Origin of the sequence: Paenimyroides ummariense, from assembly GCF_900115115.1 — a bacterium.
GTDB classification, from domain to species: Bacteria; Bacteroidota; Bacteroidia; order Flavobacteriales; family Flavobacteriaceae; genus Flavobacterium; species Flavobacterium ummariense.
The window spans coordinates 37,571-55,626 of record NZ_FOVI01000019.1 but is presented as its reverse complement, the minus strand read 5'-3'; the positions used below and the strand labels follow the sequence as shown (position 1 = coordinate 55,626).

The 18,056-nt window shown below is 33.7% G+C and carries 22 protein-coding genes, 2 tRNA genes and 1 rRNA gene; 6 read left to right on the top strand and 19 right to left on the bottom strand.

The features are described from left to right. Together BM253_RS12705 and BM253_RS12700 are read right to left on the bottom strand one after the other, a co-directional pair. Positions 1 to 291 (bottom strand): 16S ribosomal RNA (locus BM253_RS12705); the annotation flags it as partial. 201 nt (positions 292 to 492) lie between these two features. Then, a tRNA-Val gene (locus tag BM253_RS12700) sits at positions 493 to 567 on the bottom strand. An 819-nt stretch (positions 568 to 1,386) separates the two neighbouring features. Here BM253_RS12700 and BM253_RS12695 point away from each other — a divergent pair. Next, positions 1,387 to 1,457 (top strand) — tRNA-Trp (locus BM253_RS12695). A 35-nt stretch (positions 1,458 to 1,492) separates the two neighbouring features. Here the strand turns inward: BM253_RS12695 and BM253_RS12690 are convergent. From BM253_RS12690 to BM253_RS12660, 7 genes are all read right to left on the bottom strand, one after another. Then, positions 1,493 to 2,512, bottom strand: coding sequence for a porin family protein (locus tag BM253_RS12690; RefSeq protein ID WP_143095657.1), 1,020 nt, complete (start codon positions 2,510 to 2,512; stop codon positions 1,493 to 1,495). 96 nt (positions 2,513 to 2,608) lie between these two features. Then, positions 2,609 to 3,640: a hypothetical protein gene (locus BM253_RS12685; RefSeq protein WP_091524968.1), complete on the bottom strand. Its 1,032-nt coding sequence runs from the start codon at positions 3,638 to 3,640 to the stop codon at positions 2,609 to 2,611. 6 nt (positions 3,641 to 3,646) lie between these two features. Then, positions 3,647 to 4,255 carry a hypothetical protein gene (locus BM253_RS12680; protein WP_143095656.1) on the bottom strand — a complete coding sequence of 203 codons (609 nt, stop codon included), beginning with the start codon at positions 4,253 to 4,255 and terminating at the stop codon, positions 3,647 to 3,649. A gap of 24 nt (positions 4,256 to 4,279) precedes the next feature. Continuing rightward, positions 4,280 to 4,813: an RNA polymerase sigma factor gene (locus tag BM253_RS12675; protein ID WP_091524962.1), complete on the bottom strand. Its 534-nt coding sequence runs from the start codon at positions 4,811 to 4,813 to the stop codon at positions 4,280 to 4,282. 88 nt (positions 4,814 to 4,901) lie between these two features. Beyond that, the gene (locus BM253_RS12670; protein ID WP_091524958.1) at positions 4,902 to 5,525 is read right to left on the bottom strand and encodes a hypothetical protein; all 624 of its coding nucleotides are present in this window, start codon (positions 5,523 to 5,525) and stop codon (positions 4,902 to 4,904) included. Positions 5,526 to 5,695: 170 nt separating this feature from the next. Next, the gene (rlmN, locus tag BM253_RS12665) at positions 5,696 to 6,736 is read right to left on the bottom strand and encodes a dual-specificity RNA methyltransferase RlmN (protein ID WP_091524955.1); all 1,041 of its coding nucleotides are present in this window, start codon (positions 6,734 to 6,736) and stop codon (positions 5,696 to 5,698) included. A 25-nt stretch (positions 6,737 to 6,761) separates the two neighbouring features. Further along, on the bottom strand, positions 6,762 to 6,941 hold the full coding sequence (locus tag BM253_RS12660; RefSeq protein ID WP_091524951.1) for a hypothetical protein: 180 nt from the start codon (positions 6,939 to 6,941) through the stop codon (positions 6,762 to 6,764). Between the two features lie 173 nt (positions 6,942 to 7,114). Between BM253_RS12660 and BM253_RS12655 the strand changes: the two genes are divergently transcribed. Further along, entirely contained in the window at positions 7,115 to 7,756 is a 642-nt protein-coding gene (locus BM253_RS12655; protein ID WP_091524948.1) for an O-methyltransferase, read from the top strand. Positions 7,757 to 7,771: 15 nt separating this feature from the next. On the opposite strand, the gene BM253_RS12650 is transcribed toward BM253_RS12655, so the two are convergent. The 4 genes from BM253_RS12650 to BM253_RS12635 are packed head-to-tail and all read right to left on the bottom strand — an operon-like array spanning position 7,772 to position 10,263. After that, the gene (locus BM253_RS12650; RefSeq protein ID WP_091524944.1) at positions 7,772 to 8,362 is read right to left on the bottom strand and encodes a phosphatase PAP2 family protein; all 591 of its coding nucleotides are present in this window, start codon (positions 8,360 to 8,362) and stop codon (positions 7,772 to 7,774) included. Beyond that, positions 8,362 to 8,754: a Sec-independent protein translocase subunit TatA/TatB gene (locus BM253_RS12645; protein WP_317040959.1), complete on the bottom strand. Its 393-nt coding sequence runs from the start codon at positions 8,752 to 8,754 to the stop codon at positions 8,362 to 8,364. The genes BM253_RS12650 and BM253_RS12645 overlap by 1 nt, the downstream gene beginning before the upstream one ends. A gap of 34 nt (positions 8,755 to 8,788) precedes the next feature. Beyond that, on the bottom strand, positions 8,789 to 9,517 hold the full coding sequence (locus tag BM253_RS12640) for a hypothetical protein (RefSeq protein WP_091524941.1): 729 nt from the start codon (positions 9,515 to 9,517) through the stop codon (positions 8,789 to 8,791). Between the two features lie 50 nt (positions 9,518 to 9,567). Further along, positions 9,568 to 10,263, bottom strand: coding sequence for a hypothetical protein (locus tag BM253_RS12635; protein WP_091524937.1), 696 nt, complete (start codon positions 10,261 to 10,263; stop codon positions 9,568 to 9,570). 107 nt (positions 10,264 to 10,370) lie between these two features. On the opposite strand from BM253_RS12635, the gene pepE reads away from it, so the two are divergent. From pepE to BM253_RS12615, 4 genes are all read left to right on the top strand, one after another. Beyond that, positions 10,371 to 11,078 carry a dipeptidase PepE gene (gene pepE, locus BM253_RS12630; RefSeq protein ID WP_091524934.1) on the top strand — a complete coding sequence of 236 codons (708 nt, stop codon included), beginning with the start codon at positions 10,371 to 10,373 and terminating at the stop codon, positions 11,076 to 11,078. Positions 11,079 to 11,136: 58 nt separating this feature from the next. Further along, a complete protein-coding gene (locus BM253_RS12625; protein WP_091524931.1) occupies positions 11,137 to 12,486 on the top strand; it encodes an acyl-CoA dehydrogenase family protein in 1,350 nt (449 codons plus the stop codon). Between the two features lie 62 nt (positions 12,487 to 12,548). Then, positions 12,549 to 12,863 carry a GNAT family N-acetyltransferase gene (locus tag BM253_RS12620; protein ID WP_091524977.1) on the top strand — a complete coding sequence of 105 codons (315 nt, stop codon included), beginning with the start codon at positions 12,549 to 12,551 and terminating at the stop codon, positions 12,861 to 12,863. Positions 12,864 to 12,868: 5 nt separating this feature from the next. After that, positions 12,869 to 13,402, top strand: coding sequence for a hypothetical protein (locus tag BM253_RS12615; RefSeq protein WP_091524927.1), 534 nt, complete (start codon positions 12,869 to 12,871; stop codon positions 13,400 to 13,402). Between the two features lie 34 nt (positions 13,403 to 13,436). Here the strand turns inward: BM253_RS12615 and BM253_RS12610 are convergent, their stop codons facing one another. From BM253_RS12610 to BM253_RS12585, 6 genes are all read right to left on the bottom strand, one after another. Continuing rightward, positions 13,437 to 13,640 (bottom strand): hypothetical protein, encoded by a 204-nt coding sequence (locus BM253_RS12610; protein WP_091524924.1) that lies wholly within the window; start codon positions 13,638 to 13,640, stop codon positions 13,437 to 13,439. Between the two features lie 48 nt (positions 13,641 to 13,688). After that, positions 13,689 to 14,162 (bottom strand): hypothetical protein, encoded by a 474-nt coding sequence (locus BM253_RS12605; RefSeq protein WP_091524920.1) that lies wholly within the window; start codon positions 14,160 to 14,162, stop codon positions 13,689 to 13,691. Positions 14,163 to 14,228: 66 nt separating this feature from the next. Further along, the gene (locus BM253_RS12600) at positions 14,229 to 15,266 is read right to left on the bottom strand and encodes an NAD(P)-dependent alcohol dehydrogenase (protein ID WP_091524916.1); all 1,038 of its coding nucleotides are present in this window, start codon (positions 15,264 to 15,266) and stop codon (positions 14,229 to 14,231) included. Between the two features lie 62 nt (positions 15,267 to 15,328). Continuing rightward, positions 15,329 to 15,949: a DUF6624 domain-containing protein gene (locus BM253_RS12595; RefSeq protein WP_143095655.1), complete on the bottom strand. Its 621-nt coding sequence runs from the start codon at positions 15,947 to 15,949 to the stop codon at positions 15,329 to 15,331. A 10-nt stretch (positions 15,950 to 15,959) separates the two neighbouring features. After that, positions 15,960 to 17,087: a hypothetical protein gene (locus tag BM253_RS12590; protein WP_143095654.1), complete on the bottom strand. Its 1,128-nt coding sequence runs from the start codon at positions 17,085 to 17,087 to the stop codon at positions 15,960 to 15,962. Between the two features lie 11 nt (positions 17,088 to 17,098). Continuing rightward, positions 17,099 to 17,827: a hypothetical protein gene (locus BM253_RS12585; protein WP_091524907.1), complete on the bottom strand. Its 729-nt coding sequence runs from the start codon at positions 17,825 to 17,827 to the stop codon at positions 17,099 to 17,101. Positions 17,828 to 18,056 lie beyond the last annotated feature (229 nt).

Below are 18,056 nucleotides of genomic sequence, written 5' to 3'. Positions count from 1 at the left end.
AGGACCCCTACCCATCATCGTCTTGGTAAGCCGTTACCTTACCAACTAACTAATGGGACGCATGCCCATCTTATACCGATAAATCTTTATAATTAAAAAGATGCCTTTTCAATTAACTATAAGGTATTAATCCAAATTTCTCTGGGCTATCCCTTAGTATAAGGTAGATTGCATACGCGTTACGCACCCGTGCGCCGGTCTCAAGTAAGCAAGCTTACTCTACCCCTCGACTTGCATGTGTTAGGCCTGCCGCTAGCGTTCATCCTGAGCCAGGATCAAACTCTTCATCGTATATTTTTTATATTTTTGATGTGTTGTTCAAGACCTCTTAGTCTCCTAAAAGCTCTTACTCTTTAATTTTCTGTTAATCCAATATGTCTATGAACTTATTCTTCTTTCCTCACTTATCTCTCAAAGCGGTTGCAAAAGTAAAACTTCTTTTTAAACTAACAAAACTTTTGAAAGTTTTTTTTTAAGAAAGTTTTTTTTCTGTGGGCGATGAGGGGTTCGAACCCCCGACCCCCTCGGTGTAAACGAGGTGCTCTGAACCAGCTGAGCTAATCGCCCTTTATTTTTTGAACGGACTGCAAAGATACATACCTTTTGCAATATCATCCAAATTTATTTTTTAATTTTTTTCTAGGAACGTGGCTTTCGTTACTCTGAAAGCGGTTGCAAATATAGTACTGTTTTTTTGAACTTTGCAAATGGTTTTTGAAAGTTTTTTATTCTTTTTTGTAAGAAGCTGAATATGTGTTTATTGAAGGATGTCTGATATTGGATGCTTGGTGCGGGGTGTTTGGCTGAAGCCGACGATATTCTTTTATTTGACCACGGATTGCACTGATTCGCACAGTTTTTTTTGATTTGGCTAAAACCAATTTAAACTTATAACAACAACCCTCGAACTAAAGTTCGAGGCAATTGATTTAGCAAAATAACTTTAAACCTTAAACTTCAAATCATTTAACCACTGATTGCACAGATTTTCACAAATTTTATTTTTATGATTTAAAAAACTTACAACTTGAAACTTACAACTTGAAACTTACAACTTGAAACTTACAACTTGAAACTTACAACTTGAAACTTTAAACGAAAACTGCGTTAGGGATAGCAGCGGATAGCCCGCAGCGAGGAGGTACGACGAGCGAGGACTTGGAGTGAATAGCCCGACCCGACTGTTTACTGACGTTTTCTGTTATTGTTGTATGGTTAACTTATCAGATTTTGTTTTGAAACTGGATGTAAGGGGAACGCCCACACTTAATCTATAATTATTAAACATACTGAACTTAAACGGATTAGGTTTTAAGCGAAATTTCTTTAGATAATTTATTAGGTTTTGTGAGCTTTTTGCGTTTATATTTGCAACCGAAATGTTCTACGGGTGTAGTTCAAGGGTAGAATAGCGGTCTCCAAAACCGTTGATGGGGGTTCGAATCCCTCCACCCGTGCATAAAAAAACCAGCTAATTAGCTGGTTTTTGTTTTTATAAGCCTAACTGAAGTCCGATACTCCAATAATTTTGATCTACTACATTGTCAGTGAACACAGGACTTAAATCGTATTTTAATACTAATTTAAAGTGGTCTTTCCCGGCATAAGCGGTTAAGCCGTATTGAAAATCGTTTACATTCCAATCGCCTTTTTGTTGTTCATAGGTTTTATAATCTCCAACTTCATATCGTAAGTGTTGTTTTGAATTGATGTTGTAACCTACATATCCACCTATTCCAAAGTTAATTCCTTCTTTTGTTGTAAAACGACGGTTTGCTTCGTTATAAACTTTTGAAGTGGTTGTAAAATCTAACGAAATAGGAATGTTTATATAAGTGTTGCGGAAATACGCATAATTTTTACGTAAATTTATTGGAGCAGGCATTGTGACAGTTTGATTTCCACCTCTTAATCCAAACATTCTATTTTGCGTTGTTGCCAAACCGTTGTATTTAAAGCCTAAGCCGTAACGAATTCCCCATTTGTTATTGGTTTTGCTGAAAGGTGTACGTGCGGCAATTCCCCATTCGAAGTAGTTTGAACGCATATAACCGAATTCTGAATTTGCAAAAGCACCATCGGTAGCCACATTACCTACTCCAAATGCTAAATAAGGTGTGGTTTTGGTGCCGTATTTAACTACGGTATCCATTTGTACGCCCATGGCAAAATCGAAAGGTGATGTTTCTTTACCCCAATCGTAATCGTAATTTTCTTCGGCTGCATCGACTGCTTCCACTTCAACCACCTCAACTGGTGCTTCAACTGGGATCGCCTGTAAATAAACCGGTTGTTCGTTTGAAAATTTTGTAATGATTTGATAAGCTTGATCTTTTGTGATACGACCGTTATCTACTTGTTGGTTAACAACGCTTATTTTTTCGCTTAAGGTTAGATCTTCGTTAGCTTGTGCCGTTTTTATGGCTGCATTTTTTTCGATAACGCTATCAATGTTCTGTGCCTGAACGGTTATACCAAAAGCAAACACAGCAAAACATAGTAATTTTTTCATGTGAAGTATTTTATTTTTTTAAGTTAGTGTGTAAGTTAATAATTTGTTACAATTTAAACTCAAAGAATGTGCCGTTTTTAACATTTTATTACAAATTTACAACAATTCTAAAACTACACTTACATTAAAAACATTTTGATCTGCAAATGATCTTTTAAATACTTGATTTAAATTATAAGTTGCTTTTAAACTAACATTGCCGTAGCCTACATATCCACCAACACCATACGTAAATCTGTTAGAATTAAATTTTGCCTGAGTTGACTCTCTGTATTTATCTCCGTTTTGTTCATACACAATATTTCGGCTAATTCCATTAAAACCTATAAACCCGCCAGCACCAACAAAGAAAGATTGACGTGATTTTATAATTTTATTACCGAATTCATCTAACTTGTGTTTTGAAAAATCGTACTCGATATAATTAGACAGTTTAAATTCTGTCATATACATAGTAGATTTTTTTACAGGAAACCCAATATCAACTAAAACAGTTTCGTTATTTACGTTTTCAAACGATTTATTATCGTTAAATTTAAATGTTTGCCCAATTACATCAAATGTTGATTTCCAGAAAAAAGGTGAAGTTTCTTTACCAACACGTGTTTTTGCTCCTAAACTTACACCAAAAGAAGAAAGAACACTTTTGGTATTGTAAATATCTTGTTTAGATTTTCCATCAACAATCATCATACTTGATCCAAAATTGTAATCTACCACAAATAATGTTTTATTCTCCACCAACTGCTTTTGGTAAGCACTCATATCGGTACTAAAATTAATGTTGTCTTCGATTTTATTATTGATTAGCACCTTGATTTTATCTTCCTGAATTTTAGTTTCTTCTTCAATTTGTTTGGCATAAAACTCGGCTTTTTCGTTACGTAACTTATCCGCTTCAACTTTTGTTAATTGGTTGCTTTCAACTTTTTGGTCGATCTCGTTTAAATCCTGTTTTAGCTTTTCTTTGTTGTTTTTAATGATTAGATCGATATCATACGAAATATCGTTTACCTTTTTTGTAAACTCATTTGCCGACTGAACCGGACGTTTGTCACTAAAAAATTCTTGTGCCTGAACACTTAAAATGCTCAATAAGAATGCGGTCGTTAAAACTAATTTTTTCATATGGTGTTATTTAGAATGTACTACAACTGTGTTTATTTCTTTAACTTTTTTCCAGAAATTTTGTCCGTTCGAAATCATATTGTCTGTTTGGCGTTCCATTTCGGCACTTCGCAACAATTTGCTTGGATTGACTTTAATTTCGATTTTAGATTCTTGTGCTAAAAGATTTTCCTCTACTTCTTTTTCTGATTTTTGAATGATATTATAAATTTCTGTCCGCTCACCTACTTCTTTTTCTTTTTGTTGATTTTTATTGTTTTGAACGATTTCAGCAGATACTTTCTTAATTATTGTTGATTGCTTTCTACTATTTTCTGTTTTCTGCGGAACAATATCTACTTTTACAATTTGATTATTGTTTTGCGGTTGTTGAATTTTATTTACCACACTATCTTTTGTTACGTACGAATTATTTGAAGCAGGATTGATTAATTCTTTATCTTGCTTTTGCAACATTGTAAACAGCCCAAATAGTACAACAATCGAAGCTGCAACTGCCCAATAAATTCTATATGTTTTTTTTGGTTTAGTTTGCGGTTCGTTTAAAAGATTTTCCATTCGCTGCCACGCATCTGCCGATGGTTTTATTTCACGGCGTTGGAAAAAATCTTTCATCTCTTTTTCAAAATCCTCCATCATCTATCGTATTAATTCAATTTGTTGTTTCAGTAATTTTTTAGCATAAGCCAGTTGCGATTTCGATGTTCCGACAGAAATATTCAGCATTTCGGCAATTTCCTGATGTTTGTATCCTTCAATCACACTCAATACAAAAATATATCGGCAGCCTTTCGGCAAATCGTCAATCAGTTTTTGATAATCGTTCGATGTTTCGTATTGATCTGAAACCACACTTAAAATCGACTGATTGGCATCTTCTATAAAATCGAATTCTTTTTTTGATCGAAGAAACGACAAGCTTTCGCGAATCATAATCTTGCGGATCCAACCTTCAAAACTACCATCGTTCCGGTACTGATTAATGTTTTGAAACACTTTCATAAAGGCGCACAGCATTACATCTTCGGCATTGTGAAGATCTTTTATATACTGCCTGCAGGTACTTAACATGGTTGGCGAAAACTGATCGAACAGTTGTTTTTGTGCCACGCGGTTGTTGTTTTGTACCTGATTTATTAGTTCAGACTCAGAAAAAGGTGTTTTTGAATTCAATTGTTTTTGGCCTCTTTATTACATAGACGCAAAAGAAACGGAAAAGGTTGTAAAGAGATTGTTTTTTTTGAAATATTTTTTTGAATGATTAACTCATCCATAGATTGATTTTAGAAATGACTACCCACTTTGCAGATTCTTTCTTTTCTAAAACTAATAATTGTCCAGAACCACACAAACCTCCGCAGTGATAACCGTAATATACGGCTGCATAATTTCCTGAAAAGCTTACTTTAGAAAATTCGACTACCCAATTTGATTGATATTTTTTATCTATTTGACCCCAACCCTTATCAATATCACGTTTAAAGAAAGAATTGAATTTTCTTTTGTTTATTGGTTTAAGGTTAAATGTTGAATCAACAAAAGGTTTTATTTTGATTTTTTGAGTAGAAGTTTTTAGCAAACCTAAAAGAGCATCTTGATAATTTTGATCTGTTAAATACTTCTTTTGAGATTCATCATCAAAATAAGAAAAGGGAAGCACCATATTTGGATCAGAATCTAATTCTTCTAGAAACTCTCTTGAATCATCATTCAATTTTACATTTCTAATAACAAGAATTGTATTTTTATTCGTCCAATTAATTTCTTTATCATTGATGATGGTTGAATATATTTCGTATTCATTATAAGTCTGACCATAAACATCAAACTTTGATATAGTAAGAAATACAAGTAGGAAAAGAATAGTTCTTATATATTGAAACATATTTTAATTTTCAACCAATATACTAAAAACTTCGGAATTCATAGCCCGGATTGCAGCGGTATCCTTTCTTGTTGCCCTCGACTCCGCTCGGGCAACAAGAAAGATATAGCGGAAAGCCGGAAAAGCTTCAAATAAAAAACCTGCAAAATGTGATACCTTGCAGGTTGTTTTTATGATTTATTAGCCAATTGTCCGCAGGCAGCATCAATGTCTTTTCCGCGCGATCGGCGTACTTTTGCTACAATACCGGCATTGTTTAAGGCGGTGATGTACGCATCGATAACCGTTGGATCGGCTTGTTGAAACTCGCCATCATCAATTGGGTTGTATTCAATGATGTTTACTTTACAAGGTACGTATTTGCAGAATTTCACCAACGCATCAATGGCTTTTTTATCGTCGTTAATACCTTTCCAAACCACATATTCGTAAGTAATTTTGCTTTTGGTTTTGCGGTACCAATATTCTAACGCTTCGCGCAGTTCGGGCAACGGAAAACTTTTGGTAAACGGCATGATTTTGTTTCGGGTTTCTTCGATTGCCGAATGCAATGATACAGCCAGCTTGAATTTCACCTCATCGTCTGCCATTTTTTTAATCATTTTTGAAACGCCCGATGTTGATACAGTAATACGTTTTGGCGACATTCCCAAACCTTCGTTTGAAGTGATTTTTTCGATCGCTTTCATTACATTCGGGTAGTTCATCAACGGTTCGCCCATTCCCATAAATACAATGTTTGATAGCGGGCGGTTGTGGTACAATCGGCTTTCCTGATCGATCGCTACTACCTGATCGTAAATTTCATCAGGACCCAAATTACGCATGCGTTTTAAACGCGCCGTTGCACAGAAATTACAGTCTAAACTGCACCCAACCTGACTTGATACGCAGGCTGTTGTGCGTTTTTCGGTAGGAATTAAAACAGATTCTACAATTAAACCATCATGTAAACGCACCGCATTTTTTATAGTACCGTCGTTGCTGTGCTGCATGGTATCTACCTGAATGTGGTTTATTACAAAGTGCTGTTCCAACAAAACACGTGTTTCTTTTGATACGTTTGTCATATCGTCAAAACTATGCGCGCCCTTGCTCCACAACCATTCGTACACCTGATTGCCGCGAAAAGCTTTATCGCCCTGCGCCACAAAAAAGTCACGTATTTGCTCTTTGGTTAAACTGCGTATGTCTTTTTTAACTGTATTCATGCTGCAAAGTTACAACAAAAAACAGCTATTTTATATTTTGAATTTCAGTTGAAGTTGCTGTTACCGATTTTGTAATTTTTGCTTTAGCAAGTAAATCAGCATCCTGATTGCTATTTATTGTCCCTAAAGATACAATTGCCGTTAAAACCATTGCGCAGCTTAAAAATCCAATCCCAACAATGGCATTTTTTAAATTAGTGTTCATGTTTTATTATTAAATAGTTTTTAAATATAGTATTTTTACTTAACAACGATAAAAAATAACAATTAATTGTTTGAACTTTAACATTTTACAAATTAACATTAATAAATCACTAAATACAAAAGGTTGAACTATTTATAAAATTGTTAGTTATCTTTACCTAAAAATAAAAGTTTATGCATTTTATTTCAGAAAAATTAGAGAATTATATAGAAAAACATTCGGCAGCCGAACCCGAGCTTTTACAGCAGTTAAATAAAGAAACGTATCAAAAAATATTGCAACCACGCATGTTAAGCGGTCATTTTCAAGGACGTGTTTTAAGTATGCTTTCAAAAATACTGAACCCCAAACATATTTTAGAATTAGGAACATACACCGGTTACGCTACTTTATGTTTGGCTGAAGGATTGAAAAGCGATGGTACTATTGATACAATTGATATAAATGAAGAATTGGAAGATATTCAACAGAAATATTTCAGTAAGTCAACATTTAAAGATCAGATTATTCAGCATGTTGGTAATGCTTTGGATATTATTCCTACTCTGAATAAAAAATTCGATTTGGTTTTTATTGATGCCGATAAGGAAAACTATATTAATTATTGGAATTTAATTGTACCTATGATGAATAAAGGCGGAATTATTTTATCGGACAATGTTTTATGGAGCGGAAAGGTTTTAGAAGAAGTTCAGAGAAACGATAAATCAACACCGATACTTTTAGAATACAACAAAATTGTAAACGAAGATTCACGGGTTGAAACGGTTTTACTGCCAATACGTGACGGTTTAACTGTTAGTAGGATTTTATAAAAACAAAAACGCTTTCTATTCGAAAGCGTTTTTTTGTTGTTTATCAGTTAATCTGTATTTATTGTTAAAATATCTAAAGATAAAATAGAATAAAAATCCTGAGGAAAGTCCGAAAATGTATCCGCATAAAATATCTAACGGATAATGCAATGCCAAATAAATACGTGTGTAGGCAAATATCAATGGGAAAAAGAAAATAAGCCAGGCGTATTTGTAATATCTTTTCATAATTAAAAAGATGATTAATATAGAACCGCTTGAATTTGATGCATGTCCAGAAAAGAAACTCGGGCTGCCGGCTTTCCTCAAAACACGTAAATAAGGTTCTATCAAAGGATCGTTCACCGGACGCAATCTGTCAACGCTGTATTTTACAAGATTGGTCATTTGATCGGTAAAAACAAAGAAAACGGTTAGTATCAATACTAATAGCCCGAATTGTTTTAGCGAAATCTTTTTTAGCAGTAGGAAAATAAGGATTAAAAAAAACGGCCACCAGTTAATTTGGTGGGTAATGTACATAAAAATAGGATCCAAAAAATCGGTTCCTAAATTATTTAAGTAGATCAAAAGTTGCTGATCTTTTTCAATAAGATTTTCGAACATTATCTTTGGCGCTTAATAGGTCCTGTCATTGTTTCAATATCTTCTTTGGCTTTGTCGATCTCTTGTTGCACATCGTTTAAAGGATTGTACTGATCTATGTCTAAATTCACCGATTTTTTAATATCATCGATACCAATTCGCTTTTTAATATCCTCTACATTTACGGCTTCTTTAATATCGTTGATCACACCGGTTTCATCGACGCTTTTAGTGATTTCGGACTTTAATTCGTTCGATGCACTTTTAACCTGATTGATTACTCTTGCCAAACCGCGAGCCATTTCTGGAATTTTATCTGAACCGAAAAGCATTAAAATAACGCCTATAATCAGTACCATTTCGCCACCACCAATGCCTAAAATAAGCGGACTTATATATAGATTTAAATACATTTTGATTATTTTGTTACAAAGTTACGTAAAACTATTATTTTAAAACCTTTAGAATTTCTAAAAATTCTGTTGACTTTTCTGTGTACATTAAATTAAGCTGCGTAATATCTACCGTTTGATACGATGTTACAATGATTGCGTCTTGTGCCAAAAAGTAGCCGAACGCCATGTAATATTGTTCCGGAATATTTAAACGGTGTGTGTAAAATTCCAATGGGAATTTATCTAAAAGTTTTTGCGCGAACAAATATTCCTGTTCTAATTCAACCGCCTTTTTAAGCATTTTTGTTCTGCCAGTAATTGCGTTTACAATTGCATCAACAGGAATAATTCCTCCGTTAGATGATGTTGCTCTATGAAGTCGGCGTTGTGTTGGTGTTAGTTTACGTGCACCGCCCAAGCCTAAAGTTTCTGTTGTAACACGGCGATCAATCACAATTTCTTCCAGTATATTTTCAGCGTATTCCATTGGAATAAAAACCAACGATTTGTTCATATCGGCATACGACAACACTTTTTCACGACCAATTAAGTGTACCGCCGAAAGTATAAGCGTATCGTTGGGGTTTGCCTCAATAGAAAAATAACCGCCTTTTTCTGTAATTGCTGATGTTTTTAAATTGATGTTTTTTATATAGATACCTTCTAAGTCGCGCGTTTTTGCCACGACCTTTCCCAATATGTTTTTTTTCTGCGCAAAACCATTTAAAGTTCCAAGCAGTACAAAAAACAACAATAATATACCGGTAGTAATTTTATTCATTTTACAAAACTATTCATTCTTTTATCAGCACAAAACGTATTATCACTTATTTAACGCAACGGAATATTTTCCTGTTCCAAAAACTGAAACGATTTATCTAATAAATGCATGCGCCATTTAGCTTCGTCGCCACTTTTTATGTATTGGTCAATAACATAATCATCATTCAAATAATAATAAAATTTTTCAACCAATTCATCGGGAATTTTCAAATAATCCGTCATAACGCTTCTTGGTAAACCTGCCACATAAGGGTTCATATCGGTTGGTCGGCGTTCAACAAACTCTTCTCCTTTGTTTTTCTTCATTTTACCTAACAACCACAAAAACATTGCCTTAAAATCCATATTCGGGTTCGGATTTCTTTTGTAGATGTATTTATTAATTTCAGCCGCATCAATTCCCAATGATTTCGATGTGATTTTTTCCACTTCAATTTCCCTTAAAACTTCGGTCAATGGTTCGGGATAGATACGAATTACAGTGTTTTGAAGATCTTCTTTCTTCATAAAATATTTCAATTGATAAAACTCGTTTTCAATCAACGCCAATTCATCGTTTGGTTGTACATTTATTGTAAAATAACCGCCGGCATCCGTTGATACCACCTCTTTTGTTGTAACATTGATTACTTTTAGAGGGAAAATGCTAACATCGGTAATCATCAATCGCATTTTATGTTCGTTTCTTTCTTGCGCAAATGAAGTTATCGACACAAGAAATACCAAAAAATAAAAATATTTCATAAGTGTTTATTTGGATTTCAACAAAAGTATCAGCAAAAATGTTAAAACATAACCAACGTTTTGGCAAACAAATGTTAAATAAATAAGTTTGTTGTTTATTATAACTCATGAAGAATTTAATCATAGCAAGCACCTCAACTATTTACGGTTTAGGATATTTAGAATATTTAATGCCCGTTTTAAAAGATCATTTTAAAAACGCAACCACCATTTTGTTTATTCCGTATGCCAGACCAGGCGGAATATCGCATGATGATTACACTGCGAAAGTTGCCGAAGCTTTTGCACAAATTGATAAAAAAATAGTGGGTTTGCACACGTTTGAAAATCCTGTAGAAGCTATTGAAAAAGCCGAAGGAATTTTCACCGGCGGCGGTAATACCTTTTTATTGGTTAAGCAATTGTACTGGCACAACGTAATGCTTCCGCTAAAAGAAGTGTTACAAAACGGTGCACCTTATTTAGGGTGTTCGGCAGGCAGCAACATTACCGGTTTAACTATGGAAACCACCAACGATATGCCCATTGTGTATCCGCCGAGTTTTCAAACTTTGGGAATGGTTCCGTTTAACATTAACCCGCATTATTTAGATCCTATAGAAGGTTCAACGCACATGGGCGAAACCCGCGAAACCCGTATTAACGAATTTCATTGTTTTAATTCGCAGCCGGTTTTAGGACTTCGCGAAGGAAGTTGGCTTGAAGTTCATGGATCGAAAATTACATTGAAAGGATCTCTAACTGCGAGATTGTTCCGTCAGAATCAATCACCGATTGAATTGGAAACCGAAACCGATTTATCAAACTTATCATAAAAACGATCTTAAACCGATCGTTTTTTTATTTCTTTTTGTATCTTGAAAAGAAAAAATCATGCTAGATAAAATTAAGAAAACCATAGAGTTAATTAAATCGGTTGATTTTGATGCGTTGCAGAAATTAAACGAAAAGGTTGATCTAAAGAAATTGATGGAATCTGTAGGTTCTTTAAACGACGATCAATTAAAAGGAATTGTTCATTTGCTGAACAACGCCAATAAAAAACATGAAGTTCCACCAATCGATGCCGATTTTTATAATATTGGCGATAAACTTTCTGCCGATGATCGAGCCTTGCAATTAAAAGTTCGCGGTTTCATGGAAAAAGAAATTGCCCCAATTGTAAACGAATATTGGTTGCATGATGAATTTCCTAAAGAAATTATTCCAAAATTATCCGAACTAAATATTGCCGGATTAAGCTTTGAAGGTTACGGCTGTGCAGGAAAATCGTCTTTATTAGAAGGAATCATTGCTTGCGAACTGGCTCGGGTTGATGCTTCTATTGCAACATTTTTCGGAGTTCAAGGTGGTTTGTGCATGGGCAGTATTTACACCTGCGGATCTGAAGAACAAAGACAAAAATGGCTGCCACCATTGCAACAATTCAAAAAAATTGGTGCATTTGGATTAACCGAACCCGAAGTAGGATCTGGTGCTGCCGGTGGATTAACGACTACCTGCGAAAAAACCGAAAACGGCTGGGTGTTGAACGGACAAAAAAAATGGATTGGCAATGCGACCTTTGCCGATATTGTGGTAATTTGGGCACGCGATGTTGCCGATAATCAGGTAAAAGGATTTATTGTTGAAACAACTACGGAAGGTTTTTCAGTTGAAAAAATCAAAGATAAAATGGCGTTGCGTATTGTTCAAAACGGCTTAATTACTATGAAAAATTGTATTATTCAAGAAGAAAACCGCTTACCCAACGCCAATTCTTTTAAAGATACTGCTAAAGTTTTACAAGCTACACGTGCCGGAGTTGCATGGATGGCGGTTGGTTGTGCCCGCGGAGCTTACGAAAATGCCTTGGCTTACACCACACAGCGCGAACAGTTTGGCAAACCAATTGCGGCTTTTCAGTTAATTCAAAATCATTTGGTAGAAATGCTTTCTAATTTAACCGCCATGCAAACAATGGTTTTTCGTTTGTCTGAATTGCAAGATCAAGGCAAGTTAAAAGACGAACACGCATCGTTAGCAAAGGTTTTCTGTACGTTGCGAACTCGAGATATTGTATCGAGGGCTCGTGAAGTTATGGGCGGAAACGGTATTTTATTGGAATATAATGTGGCTCGATTCCTTGCCGATGCCGAAGCAATTTATTCGTACGAAGGCACTAAAGAAATTAATTCATTAATTGTAGGTAGAAGCATTACCGGATTTTCGGCTTTTGTTTAAATCAATCTACATTAAGTATTGATGAAAAGATAAAAATGTATCTTCACAAAAAAGAAAAAAATATGAAAGAAGAATTTATAGCACTTAACGTAGTAAAAAATAATAGCAACAATAGATTTGAACTGACAGTTGATGGTTTTACCGCTTTTATAGACTTTAAAGAAAAAGACCATGTTATTAAGTTGATTCATACCGAAAGCCCGCCTGAATTATCCGGCAGAGGTGTGGCAACAGCACTTATAGAAAAAACATTGGTTTATTTAGAAGAAAACAATTATAAATTAATTCCACTTTGTCCGCTTGTGTTTGCATACATTAAACGCCATTTAGAATGGAAACGTATTGTTGACGCAAGCTTTAATGGTTTTAAAGATTAGTTTTTATGAAACAATTAATCATGATTACCGCATTGTTAATGTGCTTTGTTGGATCGGCTCAAAAAAAGAAACCTAGAAAAGTTATTCCGCCTCCACCCGTGAAAGAGGTTTTAGAGCCACCAAAAATTCAAGAATTAACTGTTAAAGATGATTCTAAAAAATGTTTCTCTTTTAAAATGGAAGAAAAAAAGGATTCTTTAGTTTATGTAAACGAAACCTTGTTGGAATATGGCTGGAATAGTGATTTGGCTCGAATGGTTATTACCACTTATGATTATGATCCCATAAAAAAGAAAGAAGCAAAAGAGGCTGGTTATGACTTGGTACAAACCGAAACCATGCAATTTATAGATGGTGTTTTTAAAATTGAAAAACGCACTTTTACTTTTACACCCGATAAATTAGATCGATTTAAAGCACAATTGTTTAAAATTACTTACAAACCTAAAGCGAAAGAAATTGAATTTTTAATCGACGAAAACAATAATAAACTACAACCCGGCGAATGTTTACAGCCAATGGTAATGATGAGTATGTAAAACAAAAGCTCTTGACTTCTCAAGAGCTTTTGTTTTATTTTACAATCTGTAACTTTTTTGTTATTGATTTTATTCCAAAATAAAAACCGGATAAAATAGTAAAAACAATGGTAAGCATTGCTACATATTCGGTAATACGGGTTAATACGCTTGGATCCTTAGCATCGCCGTCTAACAAAAAACCTGTGGTTGTAATTGCCGAAGCAAGTGCTAAAATATTTATAATTGATTTTTTCATAATGATACTATTTTACATCAATAACGAACAAAAGCACTTAATTATTGTTTACTTTACCTTTTCGCAGTTTATATCCATTGATAATTTATAAATATCTCCACCATCTTTTTCTTCTTCTGTAACATTAAAGTTATAATTGGTAGCATTTAATAATTTAATGTTCATTGTTTGGGTATATTTAGTTCCATCCTCAACATCAGTCATAGTGCAATCTATTTTGTTCTCACTTGGGTAGTATACATATGTTCCTGTATCAGTGGTCCATTTTTCTTCGAAATCATCAAATGTTGTAATGGCAATTGTATTTCCTGCTTTAAATTCAAAAACGGTACCTATCACATTTTCAAAATCAAGATCTTCATCTGGTATTGGTGTACCATTTACAGTTGCTTCTGCATTAAATGATTTTACTTCCCATTTACCGTGAATAGGAGAAACTTCCGCCACTTGATTATCATCGTTCTTATCACATGAAACAAAAGAAAATGATACTGCAACCAATAGCAATAATACTTTTTTCATAATTGTCTTTTTAAAATTAATAAAGCGCAAATATAGACAATAATTAAGAAAAGTAAAAATCGGTTTTTACAGCGTTTTCATATCAATTACAAAACGATACTTCACATCCGATTTTTGCATGCGCACGTAAGCTTCATTAATATCGTGCATATTAATTACTTCTACTTCAGAGACAATTCCGTGTTCTCCACAAAAATCAAGCATTTCCTGCGTTTCTTTAATTCCACCGATTAACGATCCGGCTATGTTTCTGCGTTTGTTAATCAAAACGCCACCATGAATCGGAAATGGTTCAATTGCACCAACCATACACATAGTTTTATCGAGCTTTAGCAACAACAAATACGGATTTACATCGTGTGCCACCGGAATGGTATTTAAAAGAAAATCGAAACTATATGCGTGTGCTTTCATTTCATCGGCATTGGTAGAAATCAATACCTCATCGGCTCCTAATTTCATGGCATCTTCACCTTTACTTACCGATGTAGTAATCATAACCACATGCACACCCATTGCTTTGGCAAACTTAACGCCCATGTGCCCTAAACCGCCTAAACCAACAACGCCTACTTTATCGCCTTTTTTCACGTTCCAATGGCGGAGTGGCGACCAAGTGGTGATACCGGCACATAATAACGGAGCTACATTTTCTAACGGAAGATTGGTTGGCACGTTTAGCACAAAACTTTCTTGTACCACAATTTTTTCTGCATAACCGCCGTATGTAATTCCACCGTATTTAGAGTTTTTAGAATTGTAAGTTCCCGTAAATCCGTTTTCGCAATACTGCTCTAAACCTTCATCGCACGAATGGCAATGCTGGCAGGATTCTACCATACAACCAACACCTACAATATCGCCGACTTTAAATTTTGTTACTTCACTACCAACAGCTTCAACCCGACCAATGATTTCGTGCCCAGGAACTGCCGGATAATTTGTTGGTCCCCAATCTGATTTTGCCGTATGCAAATCGCTGTGACAAACGCCGCAATATTCTATTTTTATTGATACATCTTTAGCGTCTAACGTTCTGCGTTCTATAGTATGTGCGCCTAACGGATCTACCGCATTAAAGGCTGCATAAGCTTTTGTTGTCATTTTTTTATTTATGTTTGATTTTATAAAGTTAGGGAAAGATTTTTAATGGATGTATTCCTGCTTTATTTTTTCATTTGTTTAACATCAATCGAAGTATCCCACATTTTAAGATAATCATTAATTGGATTTAACCCCATTTCTGCTCTTCGCTGATCAACATATTCGGGTTCTTCAATTTCATAGACTTCAAACTTATTACTATCGTGAAGAGTAGATGTCAATTGCGTACCATACATTTGAGGTTTTCCGTCGCTAACCAAAATTCTATCTTTCATTAAAGCATAATCACTTTTCTGTAGATCTCCATGTTTTACGGCTTGTTCAATTAAATGAAAATATTTTTTGCGATGATAGTTATCGCCATGTTGTAAAACTAAAAAAATGGTAGCAATATGTTTTTTATCAATACTTTTTGAAGTTGGCATTCCACAATTTTCTATAATACTTACAACAATTTCTAAATTCTTTCTGTCGATTAATGGATTTATCTCATCAACACGATTCAACCCATCTTCTTTTCTTACTTTCTCTAAAATATTTGGTAAATCAAAGCAATTTATTGGATGTGGTTTTATTGGTTTTATATTCTCAACGAACTGGTTAAATATAATAGTTTTATCTTCTTCTTTTTTTACGCACGAAATTGTACAAATCAATATGAGTAATAGAATTATTCTTTTCATTTTAACGGTTTTAATCCAATCCAATCTCTTTCTTAATTTCCAAATTAATGTTTTCTTTAGTTAATCCTACTTTATTTAACGAAATCCACAAATCATCTTTTGAGTTTAAAATTTCAAAGTATTTTTCTTTACCATACAATCTAATTGTTCGTTCGCAAACAACTGCAGCAATTAAATATGGAATTGATGTTTCTTCTTCAAAATACAATCTTTCATACAAGTCATCTGTATGTTCTTCAATTTTAAATGATGGATTTTCTTGTAAAAACCGCTTAAATTTGTTTTTATGCCAAGAATAATCAAAAATTCCGCTACCCGATAAAAATGTAGCCAAACCTTCATCGAAAAAAGGATTTTTATTTGGAAAAAGATTCATTGTATAAATATGAATGATTTCATGGGTATAAATTTCTGAATTGTTTCCAGATAAAATAATGTTTCCAAATTCTGCCAAACCGCCAACTTTACTAACATACATCATTGGGTTATAATCAAATCCTTTAACTTCAAAAAGTTCTTTTGGATTAATGCACGAAATGTAAGTTAACGGTATTGGTTTTGTATTAAAGAAATCACACAACATTTCTATATCTTTTTGCTGTTTTGTAATTTCTATTTCGTTTATTTTTTTTAAAGGCGAAATGTAATATGATATGCTTTGTGCTTGATGGTGTTGCCACGATTCTAACACAAAATCTTGGTATCGACTTAATACTATTTTATTGTTTACTTTTGTTGCAATGATATTGTAAATAGATCTAATTAAATTATCCTGAGTTTCGTTATTATGACCGATAAATGCCAGCTTCACAATCCATTGATCTGCCTTATTTGTAGCAATGACTTCCATTAAACTTGGCTGGTAAACATTTTTTCCTTCTCTGCCGGTTTCAATTTCGAAAATATCTAAAAACGGATAGTAATGCTTTTCAAAATCTGATTTTAACCAATACTCATTAGATGTGTATGAATTGTTTTTTGTTTCTAAAAATGCACGTACTGTTCTAATAATTTCAACAATTTGTTCATCTTCTTGATTTACGGTCTTTGAAATGCTAAAATGGAGATCATTGTTTGTGGTTTGACCATAGTTATTTAAGAACGCTAAAAAGCATAAAACTAAAATTATTCTTTTCATATCTGTATTTTTTATTCCCAACCTAATTCTTGTCTTAATCTTTTTGTTTTTTCGGGATCTACTAACGGAATTTCTTTATCGTCTATATTGTTATGCCAACTTTCAGGAACGTCTTCAATTTTAAGAAGGTTAAATAGTTGTTTGCCGTTGTATTTATACATCCAAGAATCTATATCTCTAAAATATCTGGAAGAAATATCTTTTTTAAGATATGCTTTTTTATACCAAGGATACAATATTTGCCAAGCTTTTTCAAAAGTATTTTCGTGCTGCATAATGTGCAATTCTACAATACCAAAACCATTTTGAATTAACGCAAAAGAATTTCCCTTTGGAAGATTATTTATTTCTTTAGTAACATCAATTAATGTTTCAAAATTATTATTAAACGTAACACCTTCTAATGCTCTAATTTCTTTAAGTTGATTATCAGTTAAGTCTTTTACGCTGCGTATCATGCTAAAAAAGTTTCTTTGAATTTGATCTTTTTCATGTAACGAATTCAATCTATAAATATCAATCTGTTTGTCTAAATTTTCACCTAACCATTCGCTATGGTTTTTAATGTACATTTCTTTAAACCAAACCGCTAAATCGCCTTGAATAATTGCATCATAATAATTTTCGGATCCTGATGCATAGCTTAAATTGTAACCATATTTAAGAGTTAGCAGGGTTAAAACTTCCTTAAAATAATCAATGTCGTTGAATTTATAAATTGATGATAATTTTGAATGCAAAATTTCAGGATTTGACTTTCTTCTAATTTTTCTAATGATTTGATATCAGATTTTAATTTTTGATAAGCGTTTTCATCTTTAGGAAAATTATATATGATTTGCGACGTTAAAGTATCGCGGTAGGTTTGGGCGTGTATAGTGATTGTGTTTACTAAAAACACGAATAAAATTAGTTTAAATAGTTTTTTCATAAAATTTATTTTTCAATCCAATTTAAAAATTCGGTCAT

Excerpts from the sequence above, each read along its gene's own strand:
- BM253_RS12645 (WP_317040959.1), bottom strand. The coding sequence starts at position 8,754 with ATGTATTTAAATCTATATATAAGTCCGCTTATTTTAGGCATTGGTGGT.
- BM253_RS12685 (WP_091524968.1), bottom strand. The coding sequence starts at position 3,640 with ATGAAAAAATTAGTTTTAACGACCGCATTCTTATTGAGCATTTTAAGT.
- BM253_RS12605 (WP_091524920.1), bottom strand. The coding sequence starts at position 14,162 with ATGAAAAAAGTATTATTGCTATTGGTTGCAGTATCATTTTCTTTTGTT.
- BM253_RS12595 (WP_143095655.1), bottom strand. The coding sequence starts at position 15,949 with ATGAAAAGAATAATTCTATTACTCATATTGATTTGTACAATTTCGTGC.
- BM253_RS12635 (WP_091524937.1), bottom strand. The coding sequence starts at position 10,263 with ATGAAATATTTTTATTTTTTGGTATTTCTTGTGTCGATAACTTCATTT.
- BM253_RS12600 (WP_091524916.1), bottom strand. The coding sequence starts at position 15,266 with ATGACAACAAAAGCTTATGCAGCCTTTAATGCGGTAGATCCGTTAGGC.
- BM253_RS12625 (WP_091524931.1), top strand. The coding sequence starts at position 11,137 with ATGCTAGATAAAATTAAGAAAACCATAGAGTTAATTAAATCGGTTGAT.
- BM253_RS12680 (WP_143095656.1), bottom strand. The coding sequence starts at position 4,255 with ATGAAAGATTTTTTCCAACGCCGTGAAATAAAACCATCGGCAGATGCG.
- BM253_RS12615 (WP_091524927.1), top strand. The coding sequence starts at position 12,869 with ATGAAACAATTAATCATGATTACCGCATTGTTAATGTGCTTTGTTGGA.
- rlmN (WP_091524955.1), bottom strand. The coding sequence starts at position 6,736 with ATGAATACAGTTAAAAAAGACATACGCAGTTTAACCAAAGAGCAAATA.
- BM253_RS12670 (WP_091524958.1), bottom strand. The coding sequence starts at position 5,525 with ATGTTTCAATATATAAGAACTATTCTTTTCCTACTTGTATTTCTTACT.
- BM253_RS12620 (WP_091524977.1), top strand. The coding sequence starts at position 12,549 with ATGAAAGAAGAATTTATAGCACTTAACGTAGTAAAAAATAATAGCAAC.
- BM253_RS12650 (WP_091524944.1), bottom strand. The coding sequence starts at position 8,362 with ATGTTCGAAAATCTTATTGAAAAAGATCAGCAACTTTTGATCTACTTA.
- BM253_RS12640 (WP_091524941.1), bottom strand. The coding sequence starts at position 9,517 with ATGAATAAAATTACTACCGGTATATTATTGTTGTTTTTTGTACTGCTT.
- BM253_RS12655 (WP_091524948.1), top strand. The coding sequence starts at position 7,115 with ATGCATTTTATTTCAGAAAAATTAGAGAATTATATAGAAAAACATTCG.
- pepE (WP_091524934.1), top strand. The coding sequence starts at position 10,371 with ATGAAGAATTTAATCATAGCAAGCACCTCAACTATTTACGGTTTAGGA.
- BM253_RS12690 (WP_143095657.1), bottom strand. The coding sequence starts at position 2,512 with ATGAAAAAATTACTATGTTTTGCTGTGTTTGCTTTTGGTATAACCGTT.
- BM253_RS12660 (WP_091524951.1), bottom strand. The coding sequence starts at position 6,941 with ATGAACACTAATTTAAAAAATGCCATTGTTGGGATTGGATTTTTAAGC.
- BM253_RS12590 (WP_143095654.1), bottom strand. The coding sequence starts at position 17,087 with ATGAAAAGAATAATTTTAGTTTTATGCTTTTTAGCGTTCTTAAATAAC.
- BM253_RS12610 (WP_091524924.1), bottom strand. The coding sequence starts at position 13,640 with ATGAAAAAATCAATTATAAATATTTTAGCACTTGCTTCGGCAATTACA.